Below are 17,108 nucleotides of genomic sequence, written 5' to 3'. Positions count from 1 at the left end.
CTCTTACCATACCAAACGAAACGACCGTTGTCTTGATTGAACCGCTTCAAGCCGTCGCTTCGATGCGTTCATACTCATAAATCGAGAAGCCGTCCCGTGTTCCTTGATGGACGAATCCGAAAGACGTGTAATACGCGTTGAGAAACTCGTTTGAAGCGACACAGTCGAGTCGTAGGATTTCTCCTTCGTCCTCTGTCACTGCAATCGCATGTTCCAGCAGTTTCCGACCGACTCCACGTCCTTTTGCGCGGTCGCTGACGACGATTCGATGGATATACAGACCTTCTACATCATCCCACAAGGATTGATCCCATTCGAGCGAAGGAAGCAGGGCAACGGAACCAAGCAGCTCGTTCTGATCCTCAAAGACATACAGGCGGCCGGCTTCTAAATCTCGCGCGACGAGTTGTTCGATGTCTTGCTCAAGATAAGCAGACCACTGGCTACTGCCACCGGCTTTAAGGGAGAGCGCTTTTTGCTCAAGTAGGGTTGCGATGTTTCGAACGTCTTTTGATGTAGCTTGTCGTATCATGTTATTCCTCCTGTTACAAAAAAATTCTTCTCTATCCTAACGAATGCGAAGCGAGAAGAAAACCTTTTTGCTTCAAGATTTCATGTTTGCCCATTATTTTGTGATTTTTTTCATATTCCACAATTTTATTTCGATGTAACGTATTCTTTAGGAGTGATCTGACCCCCAGTCGTCACAACGGTAAACGACCGGCTTCCCACGAGCCGGTCGTTTTTTTGGCGTTCAGGATAATTCGACCCAGCGGCGCGACAAATTCCGTGCTTGTGCCCGGTACTCGTCATCTTCGACGATCGGATTGCTGAGTCGAGGAGCGGAATCCGCATAATAGCCGCCGTTGTCAAGTGGATCGTCGGTTGTTGCGAGATAGAGCGCCGTCTTCGCACCGTATTCCGGTGTATAAAGTTTTCCGGTCCAGTATCCGACTTGCGCGACTGGTTTGAGTAACGTCTTCATCACTTTGCCGTACTTGCCGCGATAGAACAGATCCGTATTGACGATCCCCGGGTGGACGCTGACGAACGTGATCCGGTCGCCGTGCTTTTCAGCTAGCTCACGCATATGAATCATTTGCAGGAGCTTCGATTCGCGGTAAGAACGCATCGGGCTGTAATGTTCTTTTTTGACGTGCGCGATCGCCTCAAGTTCGACGTCGGTCCGGATCAAGCCGCCTTCACCGGCGAGAGAGGAAATCGAGATGACGCGCGGATCTTGTCCTTTTTCGAGTAAAGGTAACAATCGCTCGATCAAGTAGAAGTGACTCAAGTAATTGACTTGGAATTGCGATTCAAAACCGTCCTTCGTGACATGATACGGCGGTACCATGACTCCAGCATTTAGGATCAAACGGTCGATTCGACCCACCATGTCGAACAGGCGATCCGCAAAACGACGGACGGAGTCAAGTTGATCCAGTTGCACAATCTCGATTTCCAGTTGTGTATGCGATACACCGTTTTCCCGCAACAGTTGAACGAGTGCCGTCGCTTTTTTCTGAGACCGGACGGTCGCGATGACACGATCTCCCCGCTCCAGTAATTCTTGAATCGTGACCATTCCCATACCAGAATTGGCACCCGTGACGATACAGATGTTCATCCCTCTTCCTCCTTGATGTTCCATTTTGAACGCACTAGTCCTGCTTCTAGTTTTCCTTTTTCTATTCGTTTATACACCTTATTTTGGTGTTATTTTTCGAAATTTTCGAAAAATAACGTATACTAAGAAGAGAGCATGTCATCAAGAAAGAGGTGGTGGGATGGAAGAAGGTACGATTTTGTTCGTCGCAGGCACACTATTACTGATTGCAATCATCACGACGAAGTTCGCTGTCCGGTTAAATGTACCGACGTTGATTCTATTCGTCGTTGTCGGTATCGTCGCAGGGTCCGACGTTTCAGGAATCATCAACTTCGGTGATTTTGAACAAGCGCGTCTCTATGGGACAATGGCGCTCGTCTTGATTCTATTTGACGGCGGCTTGCATACAAAATGGACACATTTCCGAAAGATTCTCCCCGCCGCCCTGTCGCTCGCGACCATCGGAGTCCTCGCAACGACAGGAATCATCGCTTTCGTCGCACATTATCTGCTTGATTTTTCTTGGCCGGTCGCGTTACTGATCGGCGCACTCGTCGGCTCAACCGATGCGGCGGCTGTCTTTTCTCTGTTAAGTGGACGACCGGTCGATGCTAAGGTCAAACATACGCTTGAAGCGGAGTCTGGAACGAATGACCCGATGGCTGTCTTTCTCACGATCTTATTCACATCGTTTGCATTGGCACCGGAAACGTTCTCGATTGGTGCCGGCATCCTTTCCTTCCTCTATGAGATGGGACTCGGGACACTAGTTGGTCTTGCGATCGGGTATCTCGTCACGCAACTGCTGAACCGGATCGAGTTGCCATCGTCCGCCCTTTATCCGACGCTTCTGTTCAGTGGGGCGCTCTTCTCGTATGGTCTCGCGACGATTTTGCACGCCAGTGGGTTTCTCGCCGTCTATCTGACCGGAATCTGGATCAACAATCATGATATGATCTACCGTGAGACGCTCAAACGATTTAGTGGTAGCTTGTCGCATCTAGCAGAGATCGGCATGTTCATCATGCTCGGACTGCTCGTCTTTCCAAAACAATTACTCGATCCTCGGACCTTGTTCGTTTCGGCCGTCATCGTCCTGACGTTAATCCTGCTCGCTCGTCCACTTGCCGTCGTCTTGTCGTTGCTTCCGTTTCGGTACACGGTCAAAGAACAGAGTGTCATCACGGCAGCCGGATTACGGGGCGCCGTTCCGATCATTCTCGCGACCTATCCGCTTTCGAGTGGTCTTTCTGAAGCGCCGCTTCTTTTCAATATCGTCTTCTTCACCGTCATGACGTCTGCTCTTTTGCAAGGAACGGCCTTGCCGTGGATCGTCCGGCGAATGGGGCTAGAGACACAGCCCGACACGACGGTCGAACCATTCCTGAAATTCATGACCGTCACCCATCCGCAAGCGGAGATCATCGAGGTCAGGGTCTCGACAAACAGTGTGATTGCCGGAAGAACGTTACAGGATATCGAGATGCCCCAGGATGTGCTCGTCGTTGCGATCATTCGTGAAGATGAAATCCTGACGCCGCGTGGTCAGACACGTGTCCTCGTAGACGATCAACTGTTGATTTTAACACCTAAACAAGCGGATCAGGACGTGCGACGGTTGATTGCGTCACTCGGAATATAGATCAAAAAACACATCCTCCAGTAGGGTGTGTTTTTTGATGTAGATTGATATACTCAAAAAGGAAAATAAAGGAGGAACCTTGATGTTAAACCGATTACTTGCCGTCATCTTGACCACCACGCTCGTTTGCACCGTCCTAGCATACATATCCTATACACCGCTCCGAGATCGGACATCGGATACGATGTATGAATCATTCGGTTCAACATTTTTGTTTTACGTCTTAGCGACCTTGCCGATCATCTTGCTGTCCGGCTTCTTACTCGACTTCCTTATCGGCATGATCATCAACCGGTCATCGACGACATTAGCGTATGTGCCGACAGTCCTCGGTTACGGAGTGTACGGTATCGTGATCGCGAGTCTCCTGATTCTCTTGACGACGAAGGACGCATTTGACCTGCCGCTTTCTTTTACGATCGCTGCTCTGACAGCAATGATCTATTACAGTCTGTCCGTCGTCTTTAATCGATTGTCACAGCACGCGCACTAAAAAAACGAACAGACACGTCTGCTTACTCGCGGACGTGCCTGTTCGTGTTATTCTGCTTCCGTTCGTTCAATCGTGATGACACCCGGTGGACGATGCGGGAAGGTCAACGTCAGACCGGCAAAGCGACAAATATCATCTTCGTTCGGTGCCCGGTGCACCCACTCGATCGTCTCTTGCCTTGCTAGCGCGTGGCGGATCCGGTTATCGGCTTGTGTACGCGAGATGCCGCGGCAATCAACGTTCGTGATATACGTTGCTTCGTCCGACTCGATCTGTTGCCAAATCCCGAGGATCAGTTGACCAATCGGACTGACGGATTGACCATCCGGTTCTTCACTGCTGACGGCAGCATCGAGCATTTCGATGACAGCGTCACAAGTCTCACCGGAAGCAAGCAATCGCGTCGATCCTTGTTGTAGAATCCGGTAACGCGTCACGCCGTTCTCGAGCCACAAGCGCTGTGCGAATGGATTGACCGGAACACCGTGGAAAAATGTCTGCGTCCCGCGCCAAGCAAAACCAAATGATGGGTCGTACGCCCGAATCGTCGCCATGGCACGATCATGGAACTTAGCGATCGTCTGTCGTTCCGTTTCCAGTAAGTTTCGGATCGCCTCTTCATCCTCTAACGGTACCGACTTTGGTGTCACAGTAAATAATTCCGATTCCGGTAAGCGGTGTGGGGACAAAATCGTTCCGTCGAAACGATAATCGTTCGCCGGACGTCCAGTACGCCCGACGGATAAGCGCCACGTCCGTTCTTCCGGCATGAAGGCATAACTTTGATGGGCAAAAGGTGGTGCGACGAACAGTCCCGGAAACGGATCGAATGTGTCGACTCGCAGGACGTCACCGTCATACCAGCACTCTTCGATCAGACGGACGAGCCGTCCGACGGGTGCATTACGGTCCGTCAGGTAACGACCGGTATTCGCATGAAATCCGAGTAAGAACTCGCGCTCTTCTTCTTGGAACGTCACCATCAAGAGTTGGAACAACGAGGCAATCTGCTGCTCGACGAGTTGCGGATCCTCCCCCGTCTCTGCCTCAAACGCGACCATCTTCCAGCCGGACCGTTCATAGAGATGAATCGTCACCGGGAAGAACAGGAAGGCACCATGTGTCGCTTCGAGTTTGACCATGTCTTGCATCGCTAGGCGTTCCGTCAGTAAGGAAAATCCCATTCGTTCGAAATGATCTTGCAACCGTCGTTTCCAATGTGTGAACTCCACGCAACCATCCCCTCTCGCGAATTATGCGCCGCGTTTTCGTAACGGATTCTTTGACCAGTAGATGTAGAGACCAACGAGTCCCGCGATGCCGATGAGATAAGACGGCATTCCGCTGACTTGAATCAAGACGTCCGGTGCCGGGAAGACCGTCACGAGCAGTGCCTTATAGGTTGAGAATAAAATGAAACTGATGACGAATTGAATCCACACCCGCGGTTTGACTTGTTTGATCTTAGGTGCCGTGATGACTTGTGACATCGCATCGATCAAGAAAAGAGCGATGATTGAGAAGAATAAGTAATCGATCAGGGCGAATTGGAACAATCCGTCGATCCCTTCGATGAAGATGAACATCAGAATTGAGGAGACATAGTTTCGTGTCCAGCGTTTTTGCGTCTCCATCCGATGTCGTTGTGGTAACTCAGCGATCATCTGATCGAGGCGTGCTTCGACGGATCGACCGTGAATCTCTTCGAATGGACGCTGCTTCCGCTGGGCTTCGTAGATATCTGCCCGCAGACGGTCTTCAATTTCCGTCCGGTCCGGTTCTGCAACGTTCAGATTCAATCGTGGTAAAACGGTTTCTAATAAACGTGTGTTGGCTTTCGTTAATTTCAATCGATTTCCCCCTTTTTCATGTTTAAGTATACTGGGTTTTTGGGAAGAATACGTAGTGGAAGTAAAAGATTGCTTGACGAAACGATGAAAAATGTTCAGAATTATTAAAATATAGTGTCGGAATCAGATAGAAAGGACGTGTCGAACCATGCGTCAAACATTGACGAGCGCCGCCTTGATCACCTTACTGACAAGTGCGGGCATCGCCTTCCCGTTGGCTGAAGCGAAGCCACCCGTTGACCAAGAACCGGTCGAACTCGATCAGCAACAGGAACAAACGCCTGAAACAGAATAACAATAACCCGCGCTCAAGCAGGAGCGCGGGTTATTTCATGTATCACTTGGTTGGGTGACGCGTTCGTCAATCGTGACGGTCCACGTGACGACCGTCGTGCTGTCACGAACGCCCTGTACTTCGATCGTCGAGAGGAGTTCAGCAATACCACCTGATCGTAAAGTGTCCTCCATCTGCTTCGGTTCAGCATACGGTGTTCCCGGGCATTCGAGCAAACCATCCGTCGTCACGAACAATCGGTTGTCACCTTGACGCAATTCGCGGATCCCACGCGCGTAACTTGGTACCGGTAAGGCAAACGTATTTGCACGACCGATCCATTCATAGAATTGACGCTGGTTTAAAGCAGCTTGTCCCATATTCATCAACTCTGGATGAAACAGGTACAAGACGACATCACCAATGGATAACCACCAGATGAAGCGCCCTTTGCGGACGGCGATCAAACAAGCGGTTTCTCCTTGCAACATCGCACACGCCGCTAAAAAGTCCGGGTCTTGAAATAGATCCAGCACGGTCGTCTCGATCCGTCGGAATGCTTCCGTAAGTGGTGCATCAAGATCAGTCCGAATACGCGACTCGTGTTGTGCCAACTGCTCTAAGACAAGTGCTGCACTATCCGCTGTCTTATGAGCGTCTAAGACGACGGTCATCTCCCAATCGTCGCCGATCAAGATGGCAGCCCCGTCTTCGTTTTTATATTGACCGCTTCTTGAGCAGCCTCCGAATCGACCGAGCGTCACCCGACCAATCTGGTCAATCTGCTTCGTGTCAACGAATGGTTCGTCGGATCCGACCCAGTAGTAGGATGATTGTGTCGTCTGCATGCATCAGTCTTCCCTTCTTTACATCTCCCGCAAGTACGGTTGCAGGAATAAGCGTAATCGTTTTTCGTAGTTGTCCGGGTCCATCATATACGTCTCGTCATGACCGGCATCGCGAACCGGATACAATTGTTTTAATCCCGTTTTTGCTTGATACAGTTCGTACATCATCCGAACCGGGACGAGATCGTCCTTCAGTCCGTGGATGAACATCGTCGGAACCCGACTCTTCGTTGCTTGGCGCGTCACCGAGACGTCGCCATAAAAGAAATCCTGCTCACCTTTGTTCCACATGCTCGCGACCGTCAGAGACGGCAGTGCCGGGTAAAGGATTTGTTCATCCGCGAGTAGACTGAACCAGTCGTCGAGTCGGGCGTAAGCTCCTTCAGCAACGATCGCCCGGACTTGTGTCGGTACGGTCTCGCCAGAAGCGAGTAAGACGGTCGATGCGCCGACACCGAGTCCATGATAGACGATCCGTGTATCGTCTCCGTTTTCAGCAAGCAAGCGCTTCGTCCATTCCAAGGCATCCAGTCGATCGAGCCAACCGTAATTCCGGACGCCACCGCTACGATCCTGACCACGCCGTTCGATGAGTAAGACATTAAAATCCGCCTCATGGTAATAGCGGGCAAGTGCATAAACACCGGTCTGTGAAAACATCATCTCATCCGGGACGAGGAGGACTGTCTGTTTGCTACCGTCAACCGGTAGATAACGACCGAAGCGGACGAGCCCGTCCTTCGACCATTGCTGTGTCTCGCTCGTTTGTTTGAACCATGTCTCGTCTTTCGTCACCTGTCCGTCCGTTCTCGTCGTCTTCAGAATCGGAGAAGCGTCCGACTGACCGATCAATGTTTCTTGCATCCGGTATCCATCATAGACGATGAACAGTAGCAGACACGTGACGAGCAACACGATGCCGATTCCCCATTTGCGCATGTGCTTCGCTTCCTTTCCGACAGTGAGTCTTTCCTTATTCGTCGTCGGTTTTCACTTCCCCTGCTAACGGGGTCGAAAGGAACGATTGTTTATACCAGCGCTGTAAGGTATCGATATCCGTTCGTTCGAAATAAAGCGCGTTAAAAGCAGTATTGCCCCGTAGTTGAATCTCAATCCGGGCAATCTCCTTTGCTTCGAGCCAGCGAGAAACGGACCAGGTCAATTCCTCGATTTTCAGTCGTGGCGTATAGACGGTCTCTTTTTGGACCCATTGTTTGCGTAACATCAAGAGATCGTGGCCGGTTCCGAAACGGGTCTTTCGGTAACCGCTGCGCACAGCGAAGTAATAGAACGGTAACCAGATGAACAGAAGCAAGATCAGGAAGCGCCATGAGGAATCAAGGACGATGATGACGACACTGCTTAATGCAGTAAACAACAGCGCATAACCGAGTAACGGCCAACGAACCCGGTAGCGAAAGCCAATCGGTGCGACTTCATGCTGCGGACTGAACTGTCGAAAGCGCGGCAGATATGTCGCCAGAAACGGATCAATCTCGTTCGTCCGGATGAACGGATGGAGCAACAGTCGCTCCTTCTCTCCGGTCGCTGAGATGATGTGCAAGGACAGGCTCGCTCGTCCGATCAAACGCTGAATCCAGCTTTCCTGAATGACGAGGGCTTGAATCTTATCAGCATGAAACGCGACCTCGGTCCGGTTCAACATCCCGTACCCGATCAACAATCGGTTGTGTTGCAAAACGGCACGGTACGAACCGTATTTCAAGATATAGACGATGATCGAGCCGATGTAGATGACGAGTAAGACGAGTACGCCAAGTCCCGTCAAAACGAACAACGATAAATGAGCGAGTTCTGAGAACAGTCGATCGACATAACGTTCAATGAACTGATCGATGAATTGATAGGCGGTCCCGATCCCGACGAGCGCTAGTCCGACGCGTCCCGACAAGGCACCAGCTAATGCCAAATCGCGGACAGGGATCGTATAGGCGACTTCCGCCTGTTGTTCTTCGACGACGAGCTGTCCCTCGTTTTTGATCGACGATTTCAGTTCTTTCGCAAAATCAAGTCGGATCCCTTTTAGTTCGACTTCCGGTGTTCCGCTCTCAGACGATGTCTCGACGGTCAACGTCGCAAGACGCAACAGTCGTTCGATGACGTTTTGCTGAATGCCGATCGACTCGATCCGTTTACGTTGCGTCGTCCGTTCACTTTTTTGGAGAATTCCTTTGCGGACCCGAATCGTCTCGGCATCAATCGTGATCGTATAGAAATACCAGGAGGCGATCCCGTATAAGAGGACGAACACAATCCCGACACTGATCCCGATCCACGTATAGGTGTTGATCTCGCCTTTTCGGATCGCATTTAAAATCAAGGCGGCGAACGGAATCAGGAGCGAGCGGATGATCGAGATACTCGACATCACGATGAACAGCGGGTGGACGCGCCGGGTCATAACGATTCCTCCTCCCGCTCCTCGAGTTTCGCGAATCGTTCGACTTGTGTGCGTAGCGCGTCTCCTTGAGCACGATCGAGTCTTGACAACGTGACGAAGCCGGATGCCGTTCGAATATCAAGTGTGATCAAATCATAGCGACGCAGAATCGGTCCCGTTTGGCTATCGATCAATTGCACCTTGACGAGCGGCACGGTGACTTCGCGGCGGAAGAAGATGCCGTTGCGGACGACGAGAAATTCCTCATCGATGCGATAACGCATATACTTCAAGCGAAGAACGGGTATGTAGACGATACGGGGAATGAAATAGATCAGCCAAAGCAGACCGACGATGCCCATCCACCAAGGTGTCAGGTCGAGCCACATGACTTGGGTGATCGTCGTTCCGATCAAGATGACGGCGATTAAGCCGTGTAACGGCAACAATCCGAGCCGTTCTGCTAGAATCGATCGTTCTGGCAGCGTATGCCATTGTACAGTAGACATCAAAAAACACTTCCTTTCGTTTCCATTTACGGTTAAAAACGTCGCTTGGTTTCAGACAGCGGTTGACATTTTGTTTGAATTCATCGCATATATAGAAGTGAAGAACTGTAACACCAAGGAGGAACCATGTTAACTTTTGAACAAAAATTACGAATTATCGAGACGTTCCCGCAACTCGTCCGAAAAGATGTCTCACTGAAGCGTGTCAATTTCCAATTTCCGGACAGTCAGTACGAGAAGAAGAATCTCGTCTATCATTTACATCCGAACGGTAACGGCTTCGTCTATGCCGCCGGTCTACCAGGTTATGAAACGGACGAAAAAGGGTTCGTCAACATCCGTGAATTCTCAGAGCCTGCTTTAATTCTCTTATTAGAAGATGCAATCAAAGCACTCTCAACAGTCCAATCGGTCGAAACACTCGAAGAAACATGGGTCAACGATAACCAGTTCGAATTGACGTTACTCAATGAAGACATCGACACGTGGCTCGTCTACGCCGGTGATCTTTTAGACGGTGCATTCAACTCGTATAAGGAAGCAGCGAATTATCTTGAAGAAGAAGGCTTCCGCCGTAAATAAGACAATGAGCGATCCGGTTAATCCGGGTCGCTCATTGTCATGACGAGACGATTCAGTGCCGCTTTGACGACGCGTAAGTCTTCCTCATCGACGTCGAGTGTTTGGACGAGATCAAGCGGAATGGTCTCTGCTTGTTTCCGTAACGCACGACCGGCATCTGTCAAAAAAATCTGGATGTGCCGTTCGTCTTCCGGCTTACGGACGCGTCGCAACAAATCTGCTGCTTCGAGTTTCTTTAGTAACGGCGTCAACGTACCGGAGTCAAGATGGAGCCGTTCGCCGATGGCTTTCAGCGATTGTCCCTCCTCCTCCCAGACGACGAGCATGACGAGATATTGTGGATACGTCAGACCGAGGGGTTCAAGTAACGGACGATAACGACGCGTGATCTCACGCGAAATCGCATAAAACGGAAAACAGAGTTGTTCATCTAAAGCTAACGGGTTCATAAAAAATTCCTCCTATCGTGAGCAAACGAGTTGCATTTCGATTTAAATTGTATACAATCTAATTGTAAGCTACTTATTTGAATCTAACAACGAAAGGGAGTTACACACATGAAACCAATGTTCACATCATCTGCAACAGCTGTCGGAGGTCGCGACGGACGCGTCGTATCGGAGGACGGAATCCTTGACGTCGCCCTCGCAATGCCAGTACCAGGATCGAAAAAACAAGCAACGAACCCAGAACAACTCTTTGCTGCAGGATATTCTGCTTGCTTCGACTCTGCCTTGAACATGGTCGCTCGCAAACAAGGGATCAAACACGATGGCAGTGAAGTCACAGCACACGTGACATTAAACGAAGCAGCTGACGGATTCATGCTTTCCGTCGAACTCGATGTTCTCGTCCGCGGGATCTCAGAAGAAGCGGCCGCTGAACTTGCGAAAGTCGCGCATACGGTCTGCCCTTACTCACGTGCAACTGCTGGAAACATTCAAGTCGACGTCTACACACGTACGACTGACGCAGAATAAGTGTAGCATTTCTAGCCAGTCTGAGGTTTACTCTCGGCTGGTTTTATTTTTTGTATTTATTTTGGTAGTTGAAATAATTTTATTCTAGATGATAAACGGTTGCTCTTACAAAAAGAACAACCGCCTTTTTTTAAAGTTGATGGACCGATAAGATGACGAGTTCCCCGGATACGGTGACATAATAGGCATCCTCGAACCGATAGCGTTCATTGTGTTCTGCGTCATAGACGGTGACCATTGGTTCCGCGTTGTCTCCAATCGCTTCGTGTAGATAGAAACGTCCGCGTAAGACACGTTCGAACGGTTCTTTATCAAGGAATCGGGCACCGTTGCGTAAGTTGATTACTTCATGATGGTGCTCGGATCGGTCATTAACGATGAAGATCGTTGACTCAACATCATCGTAGGTGAAATCGAGCGGTTCGTAGTCACTCCACTGGATCCGGGCGACCTCTTCGACACTCGCTTCCGTATCGATCCGGTAAAAGATTTCTTCGTTCAGACGATCGGTATAGGCACTGAAGATGAGATGCCCTTCTTGTTCCCCGAGATACTGGACGGTATCCCCTTCCCCATCTAATTTCAGTAGTGTCGCAAATGATAAATGTTCGACACCTTGTTCAATCTCCTCAATCAAGGTCGACAGTGGTGCGATCAACAGACTTTCGGAGTGATCAATCGGATCTTCTGGTGAGATGACACCACTTTCAAGGGCATCATAGAACGAGAACTCATCGAGCCGAGCATTACAGACGATGTACTCCTTCTCTTCGAGCGTGACGAGAAAGAAATAGAGTTCCCGGTAATTCTCCGTCATCCCGTAGAGCCGTGGATCGCGAATCGTCTGCCGCGACTCATCTTTGACGTCATACAAAAACGCGGACGTCGTATCGGTCGTTTGTAAGAATACGAGATAATTCTCATTGAGCACCCAGTAGAGCGTCAAATCCCCTTCGACATAAAACGACGCAATCTGCTCGCGTTTCCCGGACAAGAGATCGAGGACGAGCACTTCCGTCTCCCCGCCCTGCTCTTGCGTATGTTCATTCAAACAATAGACTCTTCCGTGCCGCACGAACGGTCGGGTCGGTCCGTGATCCGTCAAGGCTTCTGGCGTTAGATCGACCTGTTCCTGATCTTCAAGATCATATCGGCTGATGTGGTAACGGGCGTCATCAAGACGACGTCGAAAATAGATCGACGATGGTGTGACATGCAAGACATCCATATGATCGGCGGGTAAAGCACGGGCATCCACTATTTCCATGATTAATCTCCTCCCGGACACGTACTACTTGTCTTTTTCCCACGAATCGTACTGCTTCAAACAGGGTCTTGCTGTGCGTTTAACGAAGCAGAGTGCTACAATATGGCTAGATGACTACAGGATGAGGAAGGTGCGAAACGGTGCAATCACAAGATTTAAATACGATGATGCTCGAATATGTCAACGATAAGGAAGAATACGATGCCTATGCCGACAAGTTGAAGATGCTTCTGTCCGAGCTGTTAGACGCAGCGGGTATCAAGTACCACTCAATCGTCGCCCGGACGAAGGACTCCGAGAGTCTGTATCAAAAAGTCTTACGGCAACCGAACAAATACCGTTCCCTCAAGGACGTCCATGACTTGACCGGGATCCGGATCGTCACTTATTTCCATGACGATGTCCGGGAAGCGGCACGCATCATCGAGAATGAGTTCGCAATCGATCGCGATCAATCGGTCGATAAGTCGACCTTGCTTGATACGACGGAATTCGGTTACCTCTCGGTCCACTTCGTCGCGTCACTCAGTGAACAGCGGCTTGCCTTGAGCGAGTATGGACGTTTCAAGGACTATACGGCAGAGATTCAGATCCGCTCGATCCTCCAACATGCGTGGGCCGAGATCGAGCATGATCTCGGATATAAAAATCCGAACAGTGTCCCGGCAGAAGTTCGGCGTAGCTTCAGTCGAGTGGCAGGACTTCTAGAGATCGCCGATCAGGAGTTCGTCAATATCAAGAAACAGTTGAAACAATTTGAAGACGAGACCGTTCAACAAATCTTGTCTGATCCCCATCAAGTCCGGATCACGGCAGATAACTTGAACTATTTCATCGATCATTCCCCGGTCATCAACGAGCTCGATAAACGACTCGTCACGTCACAGATGATGCTCGATTCCGATCAACAACTGATCAACGAACTGATTCGGATGTTCCATTACGTCGATATCCGGACGTACGGTGAACTGATTGAAGCGGTCTCGACACATAGTCCGCTCGCCTTACGTTGTGCAAAGGTCATGCCGAACCCATTCTTGCCTCGTCAAGGAATCGGGATCGCCTATATCTGTATGGCATTGACGATCGCTGGCGAAGATACGCACCGCATTGACTACTTCTTCCGCCGTTTCTATCCGGAGTTACGTAACGTCGAAGAAATCGTCGCTCAAGTCGCCCGTGTCGTCGAGTCAGATGATTCAAGAGAAAAATATTGATTAAACTAAAATTTTTCACTATACTAAATCACGAGTGAAAGAAACTACGGTATAGAAAGAGTGAAGGATACATGGCAACTACACTAGAAGTAGCACTACGCGATCAGTTGATCGTCGATACGGAAAAAGGATTACGGATGAACTACCGCGCGATCAAAAAGGACGTGCGTAGCATGTTTACGACTTACTTGACACGTAACGAGTTCTTCATCTTAAAATCACTTTGTGCGAACAGTCCACAAATTGCTTCAGCGCTCTCACAAGAGTTCCAGTTTTCAGCAAGCATGATTACGGCTCTGGCAGACGAATTGACGAAAAAAGAGTTGATCTCACGTGAGCGGAGCGAGCTCGATCGTCGTGTCGTCGAACTGCGAGCAACACCGAAAGGCATCGAGCTTTACGAAAAACTCGAGTCGATGAAGATGGATTACCTTGCAGACGTCTTTGAGGACTTCTCGGATCAGGAACTGGAGTTGTTCCGTTCGCTCTTAACGAAGCTTGAAAAAACAGTCTAAGCTGTTCGATGGAACGGATCCGGTCAAAAGCGATTGGATCCGTTTTTTAGTAATCGATTAGGAGGAAACACGATGTTTGATTTCGAATCAGTCCAACACTTACGAAAGACAGGGCAGTATGAAGCAGCAAAGGAACTCGTCCGTCAGTATGTCGAAACAGCCCCTAACGATCCGACGGTCCTCTATCAGATGGCCTGGTGTCATGATAGTCTTGGTGAGGAACAGGCTGCTGTCCCCTACTATGAACAAGCACTTGCGCTCGGTCTTGCTGGTGAGGACCGCTTGCAAGCTTATATCGGGCTCGGCAGTACATACCGCGTCATCGGTCAGTTCAAACAAGCATCAAGCGTTTTCCGAAGCGCGTTGCTTGAATTTCCAGACGCCCACGCCTTACAAGCATTCCTCGCGATGACGGAGTACAACCTTGGTCAAGTCAATCAGGCTGTCGGTCGGTTACTCAAGAGTCTTGCTGCGACGTCGTCGGACGCCTCGATTCAGACATTTAACCGGGCACTTCGTTATTATGCCGATCATTTGGACGAGATCGACACGGAATAAAGCAACAGTTGACGATGGATTGGTTCGCACAGCATAATGTAACAGCCAAGCGGACTCGCTTTTGGCAGGAAAGGAAGTTAATGATGTCATCAAAAAAAGTATGGACAGTAGAAGGTTATGAAGAACAAGGGCAAGAAAAACACGGCAAGGCAAGTAAGTCAGAAACATATACGACTGAAGCGGATGCTAAGAAAGCCGCTAAGAAGATGGCGGATCAAAACGATCATCTCGACGTCTACGTGATTTATACGAATACGGTAAACGGTAAAACAGAAGAACGGTTCTTCAATTCGAACGGCAAGTATAGTGAAGAAGGATTCGAATGGTAATCTCCCTTTTCATTTAAAGGTCCACTCAAAAAATAATGGATTCGTTTCTCTTCAAGTGAGAGACGAATCCATTTTTTAGTCATGGCTTTGCCTCTCATACCAAAGCGGTATTTCACACTGAAACCCATCGTGGTCTCGGATGATCCGCTGAACACGTCGTTGCATTGCCTCCAATCCGTCTACATCGAACCGTTTTGCCCAGACGAGAGACGAGAAGACGACCATCGCCATATAGAGGCTGTAGATTTGCCAAAAGTTAGAAGGTACTTCGTTCTCAAAGTATCCATCGATCATGTGACGGGCAAAGACGGGACTCGTCTCGACTTGAAACAACCCACATTTGACGAAGTCATGCCACGGATCGCCGTAATCATGGTTCCCGTAATCGAGGAAGGCACAAAGATGTCCATTCTCAACAAGAAGATTATCGAGATGGACATCGTCATGTTGCAGTTGATTCGGACGCTCAGCTAAAAGGGAGAGCCTCAAAAGAATGAACCGATCGAGTCGCTCGATCCACTCTGGCTCAAGCAACCCATCAACCGCTGCGCGATAGCGGTCATGTTTCGCCTGACAACGTTCCTTCCATGCCGCCGTCCCGCTCGGTGCTATCACGTCATGAATGCATCTCAACGCTCGCCCTGCCTCCTGGCCGAGTCGAGGGGCTAATTCTGGTGACTCGAGAAGCACGCTTCGAACGGTTCGTCCGGGTAGGTATGGATAAATGCCGTACGCGGTCGTCGCAGTCCGTCCGGTCGCTAGCGGTAAGGCGTGAGAAATGCCCTTTTGTTCTGGGATCATTAAAGCCGCCTCACGTTCAAACTGACGACTTAATGGGTCCGTCACGACCTTGACGATGTAGTGTGCTGTTGCCGTCTTGACGGACCAGACGGCTTGATGCGAGCGTCCGGTAAGCCGTCTAACGCTATCGATATCAGTCAGTAATGGATGATCTGGTAGCATGAAGACTCCTTTCTGAAGACAAAAAGAGGACGCTTACTTGCGTCCTCTTCGTCATGCCTGTGGGATATAGCTGGCAATGATCTCAAGCAGATCGGCATACGCCGTTTCGAAATCGATGTTTTCGATCATATAATCGTAGTGATCGCGGTCTTTCCACGCTTCCTCGTAATCGACGAGTCGCGCTTCGAACTCCGGTGTATCACCGCGCATCAACAATCGCTCCTTCATCAAATCGGGTGGGACCGAGACGAAGATCGTGATGACTTGGTCACCAAACAGACGTTTAAAGTTTGCTGCTCCTTTTGGATCGATGTCCTTGATGACGATTTGATCCTGCTCGAGGACATCGACATACGCTTGCCGTGGTGTTCCGTACCACGCGCGGTGAACATGCGCGTATTCGATGAACCCGTCCTCTTGGATCAGTTGCTGGAACGTCTTGACGTCGACGAAGTGATAGCTTGCTCCATCAATTTCCGTCGGACGTTTCGGTCGTGTCGTCACGGACGGGATGAACCGGACGTGTGCGTATTCCGTCCGCAGACGTTTGATTAGGGAAGACTTTCCGCTGCCCGATCCACCAATCAAGAGAATGATTTTACCTGACATCGTTTTCCCCCTATTGTTGTGTCGTGAAATAACCTGTAAAGCGGAGCGCGAACTGTTCTAGTTCACTATCAACGACCGTCCCGTATATTGGTCGGATGACGATCAAGTAGCGTTCATACGAGATGATCCGGGACGTCTCATTACGTGTCATCTGGACTTGAGCTTCCGGGTAACTCTCAACATAGTACCAATCGACCGCAATCCGTTCATCGGATGGGGTCTCATAGATCCAAGTCACCGTCGTTCCATTAGCAGGAAGGGTGCTTTTCAAGGTGAAGCGCTGAATCTGCTTCAATTCACGTTTCGCTGATGCAAGTCCTGCCTCATAATCCGCAGGGCGCATCGGTGTCGTCGTCACTTGTTTCGGTTTTGGTTCCGGCAAGCGGGCAAATCCGAGCTGGAGACCGACGAATAAAGCGACGAGCGACAAACTAATGACGAATACGTATTCCTTGCGCATCC

The 17,108-nt window shown here is 49.8% G+C and carries 22 protein-coding genes; 9 read left to right on the top strand and 13 right to left on the bottom strand.

Translation table 11 applies throughout. The features are described 5' to 3' along the window. Positions 1–46 precede the first annotated feature (46 nt). Complete coding sequence (locus B3S86_RS06110; RefSeq protein ID WP_290750373.1) at positions 47–532, bottom strand: GNAT family N-acetyltransferase; 486 nt, start codon at positions 530–532, stop codon at positions 47–49. A gap of 222 nt (positions 533–754) precedes the next feature. Next, positions 755–1,627 carry an SDR family NAD(P)-dependent oxidoreductase gene (locus tag B3S86_RS06105; RefSeq protein ID WP_035408008.1) on the bottom strand — a complete coding sequence of 291 codons (873 nt, stop codon included), beginning with the start codon at positions 1,625–1,627 and terminating at the stop codon, positions 755–757. Between the two features lie 160 nt (positions 1,628–1,787). Between B3S86_RS06105 and B3S86_RS06100 the strand changes: the two genes are divergently transcribed. Together B3S86_RS06100 and B3S86_RS06095 are read left to right on the top strand one after the other, a co-directional pair. Continuing rightward, positions 1,788–3,251 (top strand): potassium/proton antiporter, encoded by a 1,464-nt coding sequence (locus B3S86_RS06100; protein ID WP_290750368.1) that lies wholly within the window; start codon positions 1,788–1,790, stop codon positions 3,249–3,251. A gap of 82 nt (positions 3,252–3,333) precedes the next feature. Next, entirely contained in the window at positions 3,334–3,744 is a 411-nt protein-coding gene (locus tag B3S86_RS06095) for a hypothetical protein (protein WP_056061383.1), read from the top strand. A 47-nt stretch (positions 3,745–3,791) separates the two neighbouring features. On the opposite strand, the gene B3S86_RS06090 is transcribed toward B3S86_RS06095, so the two are convergent. Beyond that, complete coding sequence (locus B3S86_RS06090; protein ID WP_035408013.1) at positions 3,792–4,976, bottom strand: hypothetical protein; 1,185 nt, start codon at positions 4,974–4,976, stop codon at positions 3,792–3,794. A gap of 21 nt (positions 4,977–4,997) precedes the next feature. After that, positions 4,998–5,594 carry a DUF1129 family protein gene (locus B3S86_RS06085; protein ID WP_214812949.1) on the bottom strand — a complete coding sequence of 199 codons (597 nt, stop codon included), beginning with the start codon at positions 5,592–5,594 and terminating at the stop codon, positions 4,998–5,000. Positions 5,595–5,742: 148 nt separating this feature from the next. On the opposite strand from B3S86_RS06085, the gene B3S86_RS06080 reads away from it, so the two are divergent. Beyond that, positions 5,743–5,889, top strand: a complete 147-nt coding sequence (locus B3S86_RS06080; protein ID WP_023468299.1) for a hypothetical protein — start codon at positions 5,743–5,745, stop codon at positions 5,887–5,889. 35 nt (positions 5,890–5,924) lie between these two features. Here the strand turns inward: B3S86_RS06080 and B3S86_RS06075 are convergent, their stop codons facing one another. From B3S86_RS06075 to B3S86_RS06060, 4 genes are read right to left on the bottom strand one after another with little or no spacing between them, the layout of a single operon-like run. After that, the gene (locus B3S86_RS06075; protein ID WP_290750355.1) at positions 5,925–6,716 is read right to left on the bottom strand and encodes a protein phosphatase 2C domain-containing protein; all 792 of its coding nucleotides are present in this window, start codon (positions 6,714–6,716) and stop codon (positions 5,925–5,927) included. Positions 6,717–6,734: 18 nt separating this feature from the next. Beyond that, positions 6,735–7,655: an alpha/beta hydrolase gene (locus tag B3S86_RS06070; protein WP_290750352.1), complete on the bottom strand. Its 921-nt coding sequence runs from the start codon at positions 7,653–7,655 to the stop codon at positions 6,735–6,737. 34 nt (positions 7,656–7,689) lie between these two features. Then, positions 7,690–9,138, bottom strand: coding sequence for a PH domain-containing protein (locus B3S86_RS06065; protein WP_290750349.1), 1,449 nt, complete (start codon positions 9,136–9,138; stop codon positions 7,690–7,692). Continuing rightward, complete coding sequence (locus B3S86_RS06060) at positions 9,135–9,626, bottom strand: PH domain-containing protein (RefSeq protein ID WP_290750346.1); 492 nt, start codon at positions 9,624–9,626, stop codon at positions 9,135–9,137. The genes B3S86_RS06065 and B3S86_RS06060 overlap by 4 nt, the downstream gene beginning before the upstream one ends. Positions 9,627–9,752: 126 nt before the next feature. Here B3S86_RS06060 and B3S86_RS06055 point away from each other — a divergent pair, with 126 nt between their 5' ends. Further along, complete coding sequence (locus B3S86_RS06055) at positions 9,753–10,208, top strand: hypothetical protein (protein ID WP_290750343.1); 456 nt, start codon at positions 9,753–9,755, stop codon at positions 10,206–10,208. Positions 10,209–10,225: 17 nt separating this feature from the next. Here B3S86_RS06055 and B3S86_RS06050 read toward each other — a convergent pair whose 3' ends face one another. Continuing rightward, entirely contained in the window at positions 10,226–10,657 is a 432-nt protein-coding gene (locus B3S86_RS06050; RefSeq protein ID WP_290750339.1) for a MarR family winged helix-turn-helix transcriptional regulator, read from the bottom strand. 108 nt (positions 10,658–10,765) lie between these two features. Here B3S86_RS06050 and B3S86_RS06045 point away from each other — a divergent pair, with 108 nt between their 5' ends. Then, complete coding sequence (locus B3S86_RS06045) at positions 10,766–11,188, top strand: organic hydroperoxide resistance protein (RefSeq protein WP_023468292.1); 423 nt, start codon at positions 10,766–10,768, stop codon at positions 11,186–11,188. Positions 11,189–11,318: 130 nt separating this feature from the next. Here B3S86_RS06045 and B3S86_RS06040 read toward each other — a convergent pair whose 3' ends face one another. After that, positions 11,319–12,455 (bottom strand): Six-bladed beta-propeller, TolB-like protein, encoded by a 1,137-nt coding sequence (locus B3S86_RS06040; protein WP_290750335.1) that lies wholly within the window; start codon positions 12,453–12,455, stop codon positions 11,319–11,321. Positions 12,456–12,595: 140 nt separating this feature from the next. Between B3S86_RS06040 and B3S86_RS06035 the strand changes: the two genes are divergently transcribed. From B3S86_RS06035 to B3S86_RS06020, 4 genes are all read left to right on the top strand, one after another. Continuing rightward, entirely contained in the window at positions 12,596–13,672 is a 1,077-nt protein-coding gene (locus B3S86_RS06035; protein ID WP_231496854.1) for a GTP pyrophosphokinase, read from the top strand. A 71-nt stretch (positions 13,673–13,743) separates the two neighbouring features. Continuing rightward, complete coding sequence (locus B3S86_RS06030; RefSeq protein ID WP_035408025.1) at positions 13,744–14,187, top strand: MarR family winged helix-turn-helix transcriptional regulator; 444 nt, start codon at positions 13,744–13,746, stop codon at positions 14,185–14,187. A gap of 72 nt (positions 14,188–14,259) precedes the next feature. Continuing rightward, positions 14,260–14,745 (top strand): tetratricopeptide repeat protein, encoded by a 486-nt coding sequence (locus tag B3S86_RS06025; RefSeq protein WP_290750328.1) that lies wholly within the window; start codon positions 14,260–14,262, stop codon positions 14,743–14,745. An 80-nt stretch (positions 14,746–14,825) separates the two neighbouring features. Then, complete coding sequence (locus B3S86_RS06020; protein WP_231496855.1) at positions 14,826–15,074, top strand: hypothetical protein; 249 nt, start codon at positions 14,826–14,828, stop codon at positions 15,072–15,074. A 75-nt stretch (positions 15,075–15,149) separates the two neighbouring features. On the opposite strand, the gene B3S86_RS06015 is transcribed toward B3S86_RS06020, so the two are convergent. Genes B3S86_RS06015 through B3S86_RS06005 form a run of 3 tightly spaced genes read right to left on the bottom strand, consistent with a single transcriptional unit; the run spans position 15,150 to position 17,106 of the window. Further along, positions 15,150–16,037, bottom strand: a complete 888-nt coding sequence (locus B3S86_RS06015; protein WP_290750322.1) for an aminoglycoside phosphotransferase family protein — start codon at positions 16,035–16,037, stop codon at positions 15,150–15,152. A 51-nt stretch (positions 16,038–16,088) separates the two neighbouring features. Next, the gene (locus B3S86_RS06010; protein WP_214853717.1) at positions 16,089–16,646 is read right to left on the bottom strand and encodes a guanylate kinase; all 558 of its coding nucleotides are present in this window, start codon (positions 16,644–16,646) and stop codon (positions 16,089–16,091) included. Positions 16,647–16,656: 10 nt separating this feature from the next. Then, on the bottom strand, positions 16,657–17,106 hold the full coding sequence (locus B3S86_RS06005; RefSeq protein ID WP_035408033.1) for a hypothetical protein: 450 nt from the start codon (positions 17,104–17,106) through the stop codon (positions 16,657–16,659). Positions 17,107–17,108 lie beyond the last annotated feature (2 nt).

The sequence above is a fragment of the Exiguobacterium sp. UBA3968 genome (genome assembly GCF_002385115.1).
GTDB lineage: Bacteria > Bacillota > Bacilli > Exiguobacteriales > Exiguobacteriaceae > Exiguobacterium_A.
This window is presented reverse-complemented; position numbering and strand designations above follow the sequence as displayed.

Coding starts and splice junctions, on each gene's coding strand:
- B3S86_RS06020 (WP_231496855.1), top strand. CDS start 14,826: ATGATGTCATCAAAAAAAGTATGGACAGTAGAAGGTTATGAAGAACAA.
- B3S86_RS06100 (WP_290750368.1), top strand. CDS start 1,788: ATGGAAGAAGGTACGATTTTGTTCGTCGCAGGCACACTATTACTGATT.
- B3S86_RS06025 (WP_290750328.1), top strand. CDS start 14,260: ATGTTTGATTTCGAATCAGTCCAACACTTACGAAAGACAGGGCAGTAT.
- B3S86_RS06005 (WP_035408033.1), bottom strand. CDS start 17,106: ATGCGCAAGGAATACGTATTCGTCATTAGTTTGTCGCTCGTCGCTTTA.
- B3S86_RS06095 (WP_056061383.1), top strand. CDS start 3,334: ATGTTAAACCGATTACTTGCCGTCATCTTGACCACCACGCTCGTTTGC.
- B3S86_RS06010 (WP_214853717.1), bottom strand. CDS start 16,646: ATGTCAGGTAAAATCATTCTCTTGATTGGTGGATCGGGCAGCGGAAAG.
- B3S86_RS06080 (WP_023468299.1), top strand. CDS start 5,743: ATGCGTCAAACATTGACGAGCGCCGCCTTGATCACCTTACTGACAAGT.
- B3S86_RS06070 (WP_290750352.1), bottom strand. CDS start 7,655: ATGCGCAAATGGGGAATCGGCATCGTGTTGCTCGTCACGTGTCTGCTA.
- B3S86_RS06030 (WP_035408025.1), top strand. CDS start 13,744: ATGGCAACTACACTAGAAGTAGCACTACGCGATCAGTTGATCGTCGAT.
- B3S86_RS06015 (WP_290750322.1), bottom strand. CDS start 16,037: ATGCTACCAGATCATCCATTACTGACTGATATCGATAGCGTTAGACGG.
- B3S86_RS06060 (WP_290750346.1), bottom strand. CDS start 9,626: ATGTCTACTGTACAATGGCATACGCTGCCAGAACGATCGATTCTAGCA.
- B3S86_RS06040 (WP_290750335.1), bottom strand. CDS start 12,455: ATGGAAATAGTGGATGCCCGTGCTTTACCCGCCGATCATATGGATGTC.
- B3S86_RS06055 (WP_290750343.1), top strand. CDS start 9,753: ATGTTAACTTTTGAACAAAAATTACGAATTATCGAGACGTTCCCGCAA.
- B3S86_RS06050 (WP_290750339.1), bottom strand. CDS start 10,657: ATGAACCCGTTAGCTTTAGATGAACAACTCTGTTTTCCGTTTTATGCG.
- B3S86_RS06065 (WP_290750349.1), bottom strand. CDS start 9,138: ATGACCCGGCGCGTCCACCCGCTGTTCATCGTGATGTCGAGTATCTCG.
- B3S86_RS06045 (WP_023468292.1), top strand. CDS start 10,766: ATGAAACCAATGTTCACATCATCTGCAACAGCTGTCGGAGGTCGCGAC.
- B3S86_RS06105 (WP_035408008.1), bottom strand. CDS start 1,627: ATGAACATCTGTATCGTCACGGGTGCCAATTCTGGTATGGGAATGGTC.
- B3S86_RS06110 (WP_290750373.1), bottom strand. CDS start 532: ATGATACGACAAGCTACATCAAAAGACGTTCGAAACATCGCAACCCTA.
- B3S86_RS06075 (WP_290750355.1), bottom strand. CDS start 6,716: ATGCAGACGACACAATCATCCTACTACTGGGTCGGATCCGACGAACCA.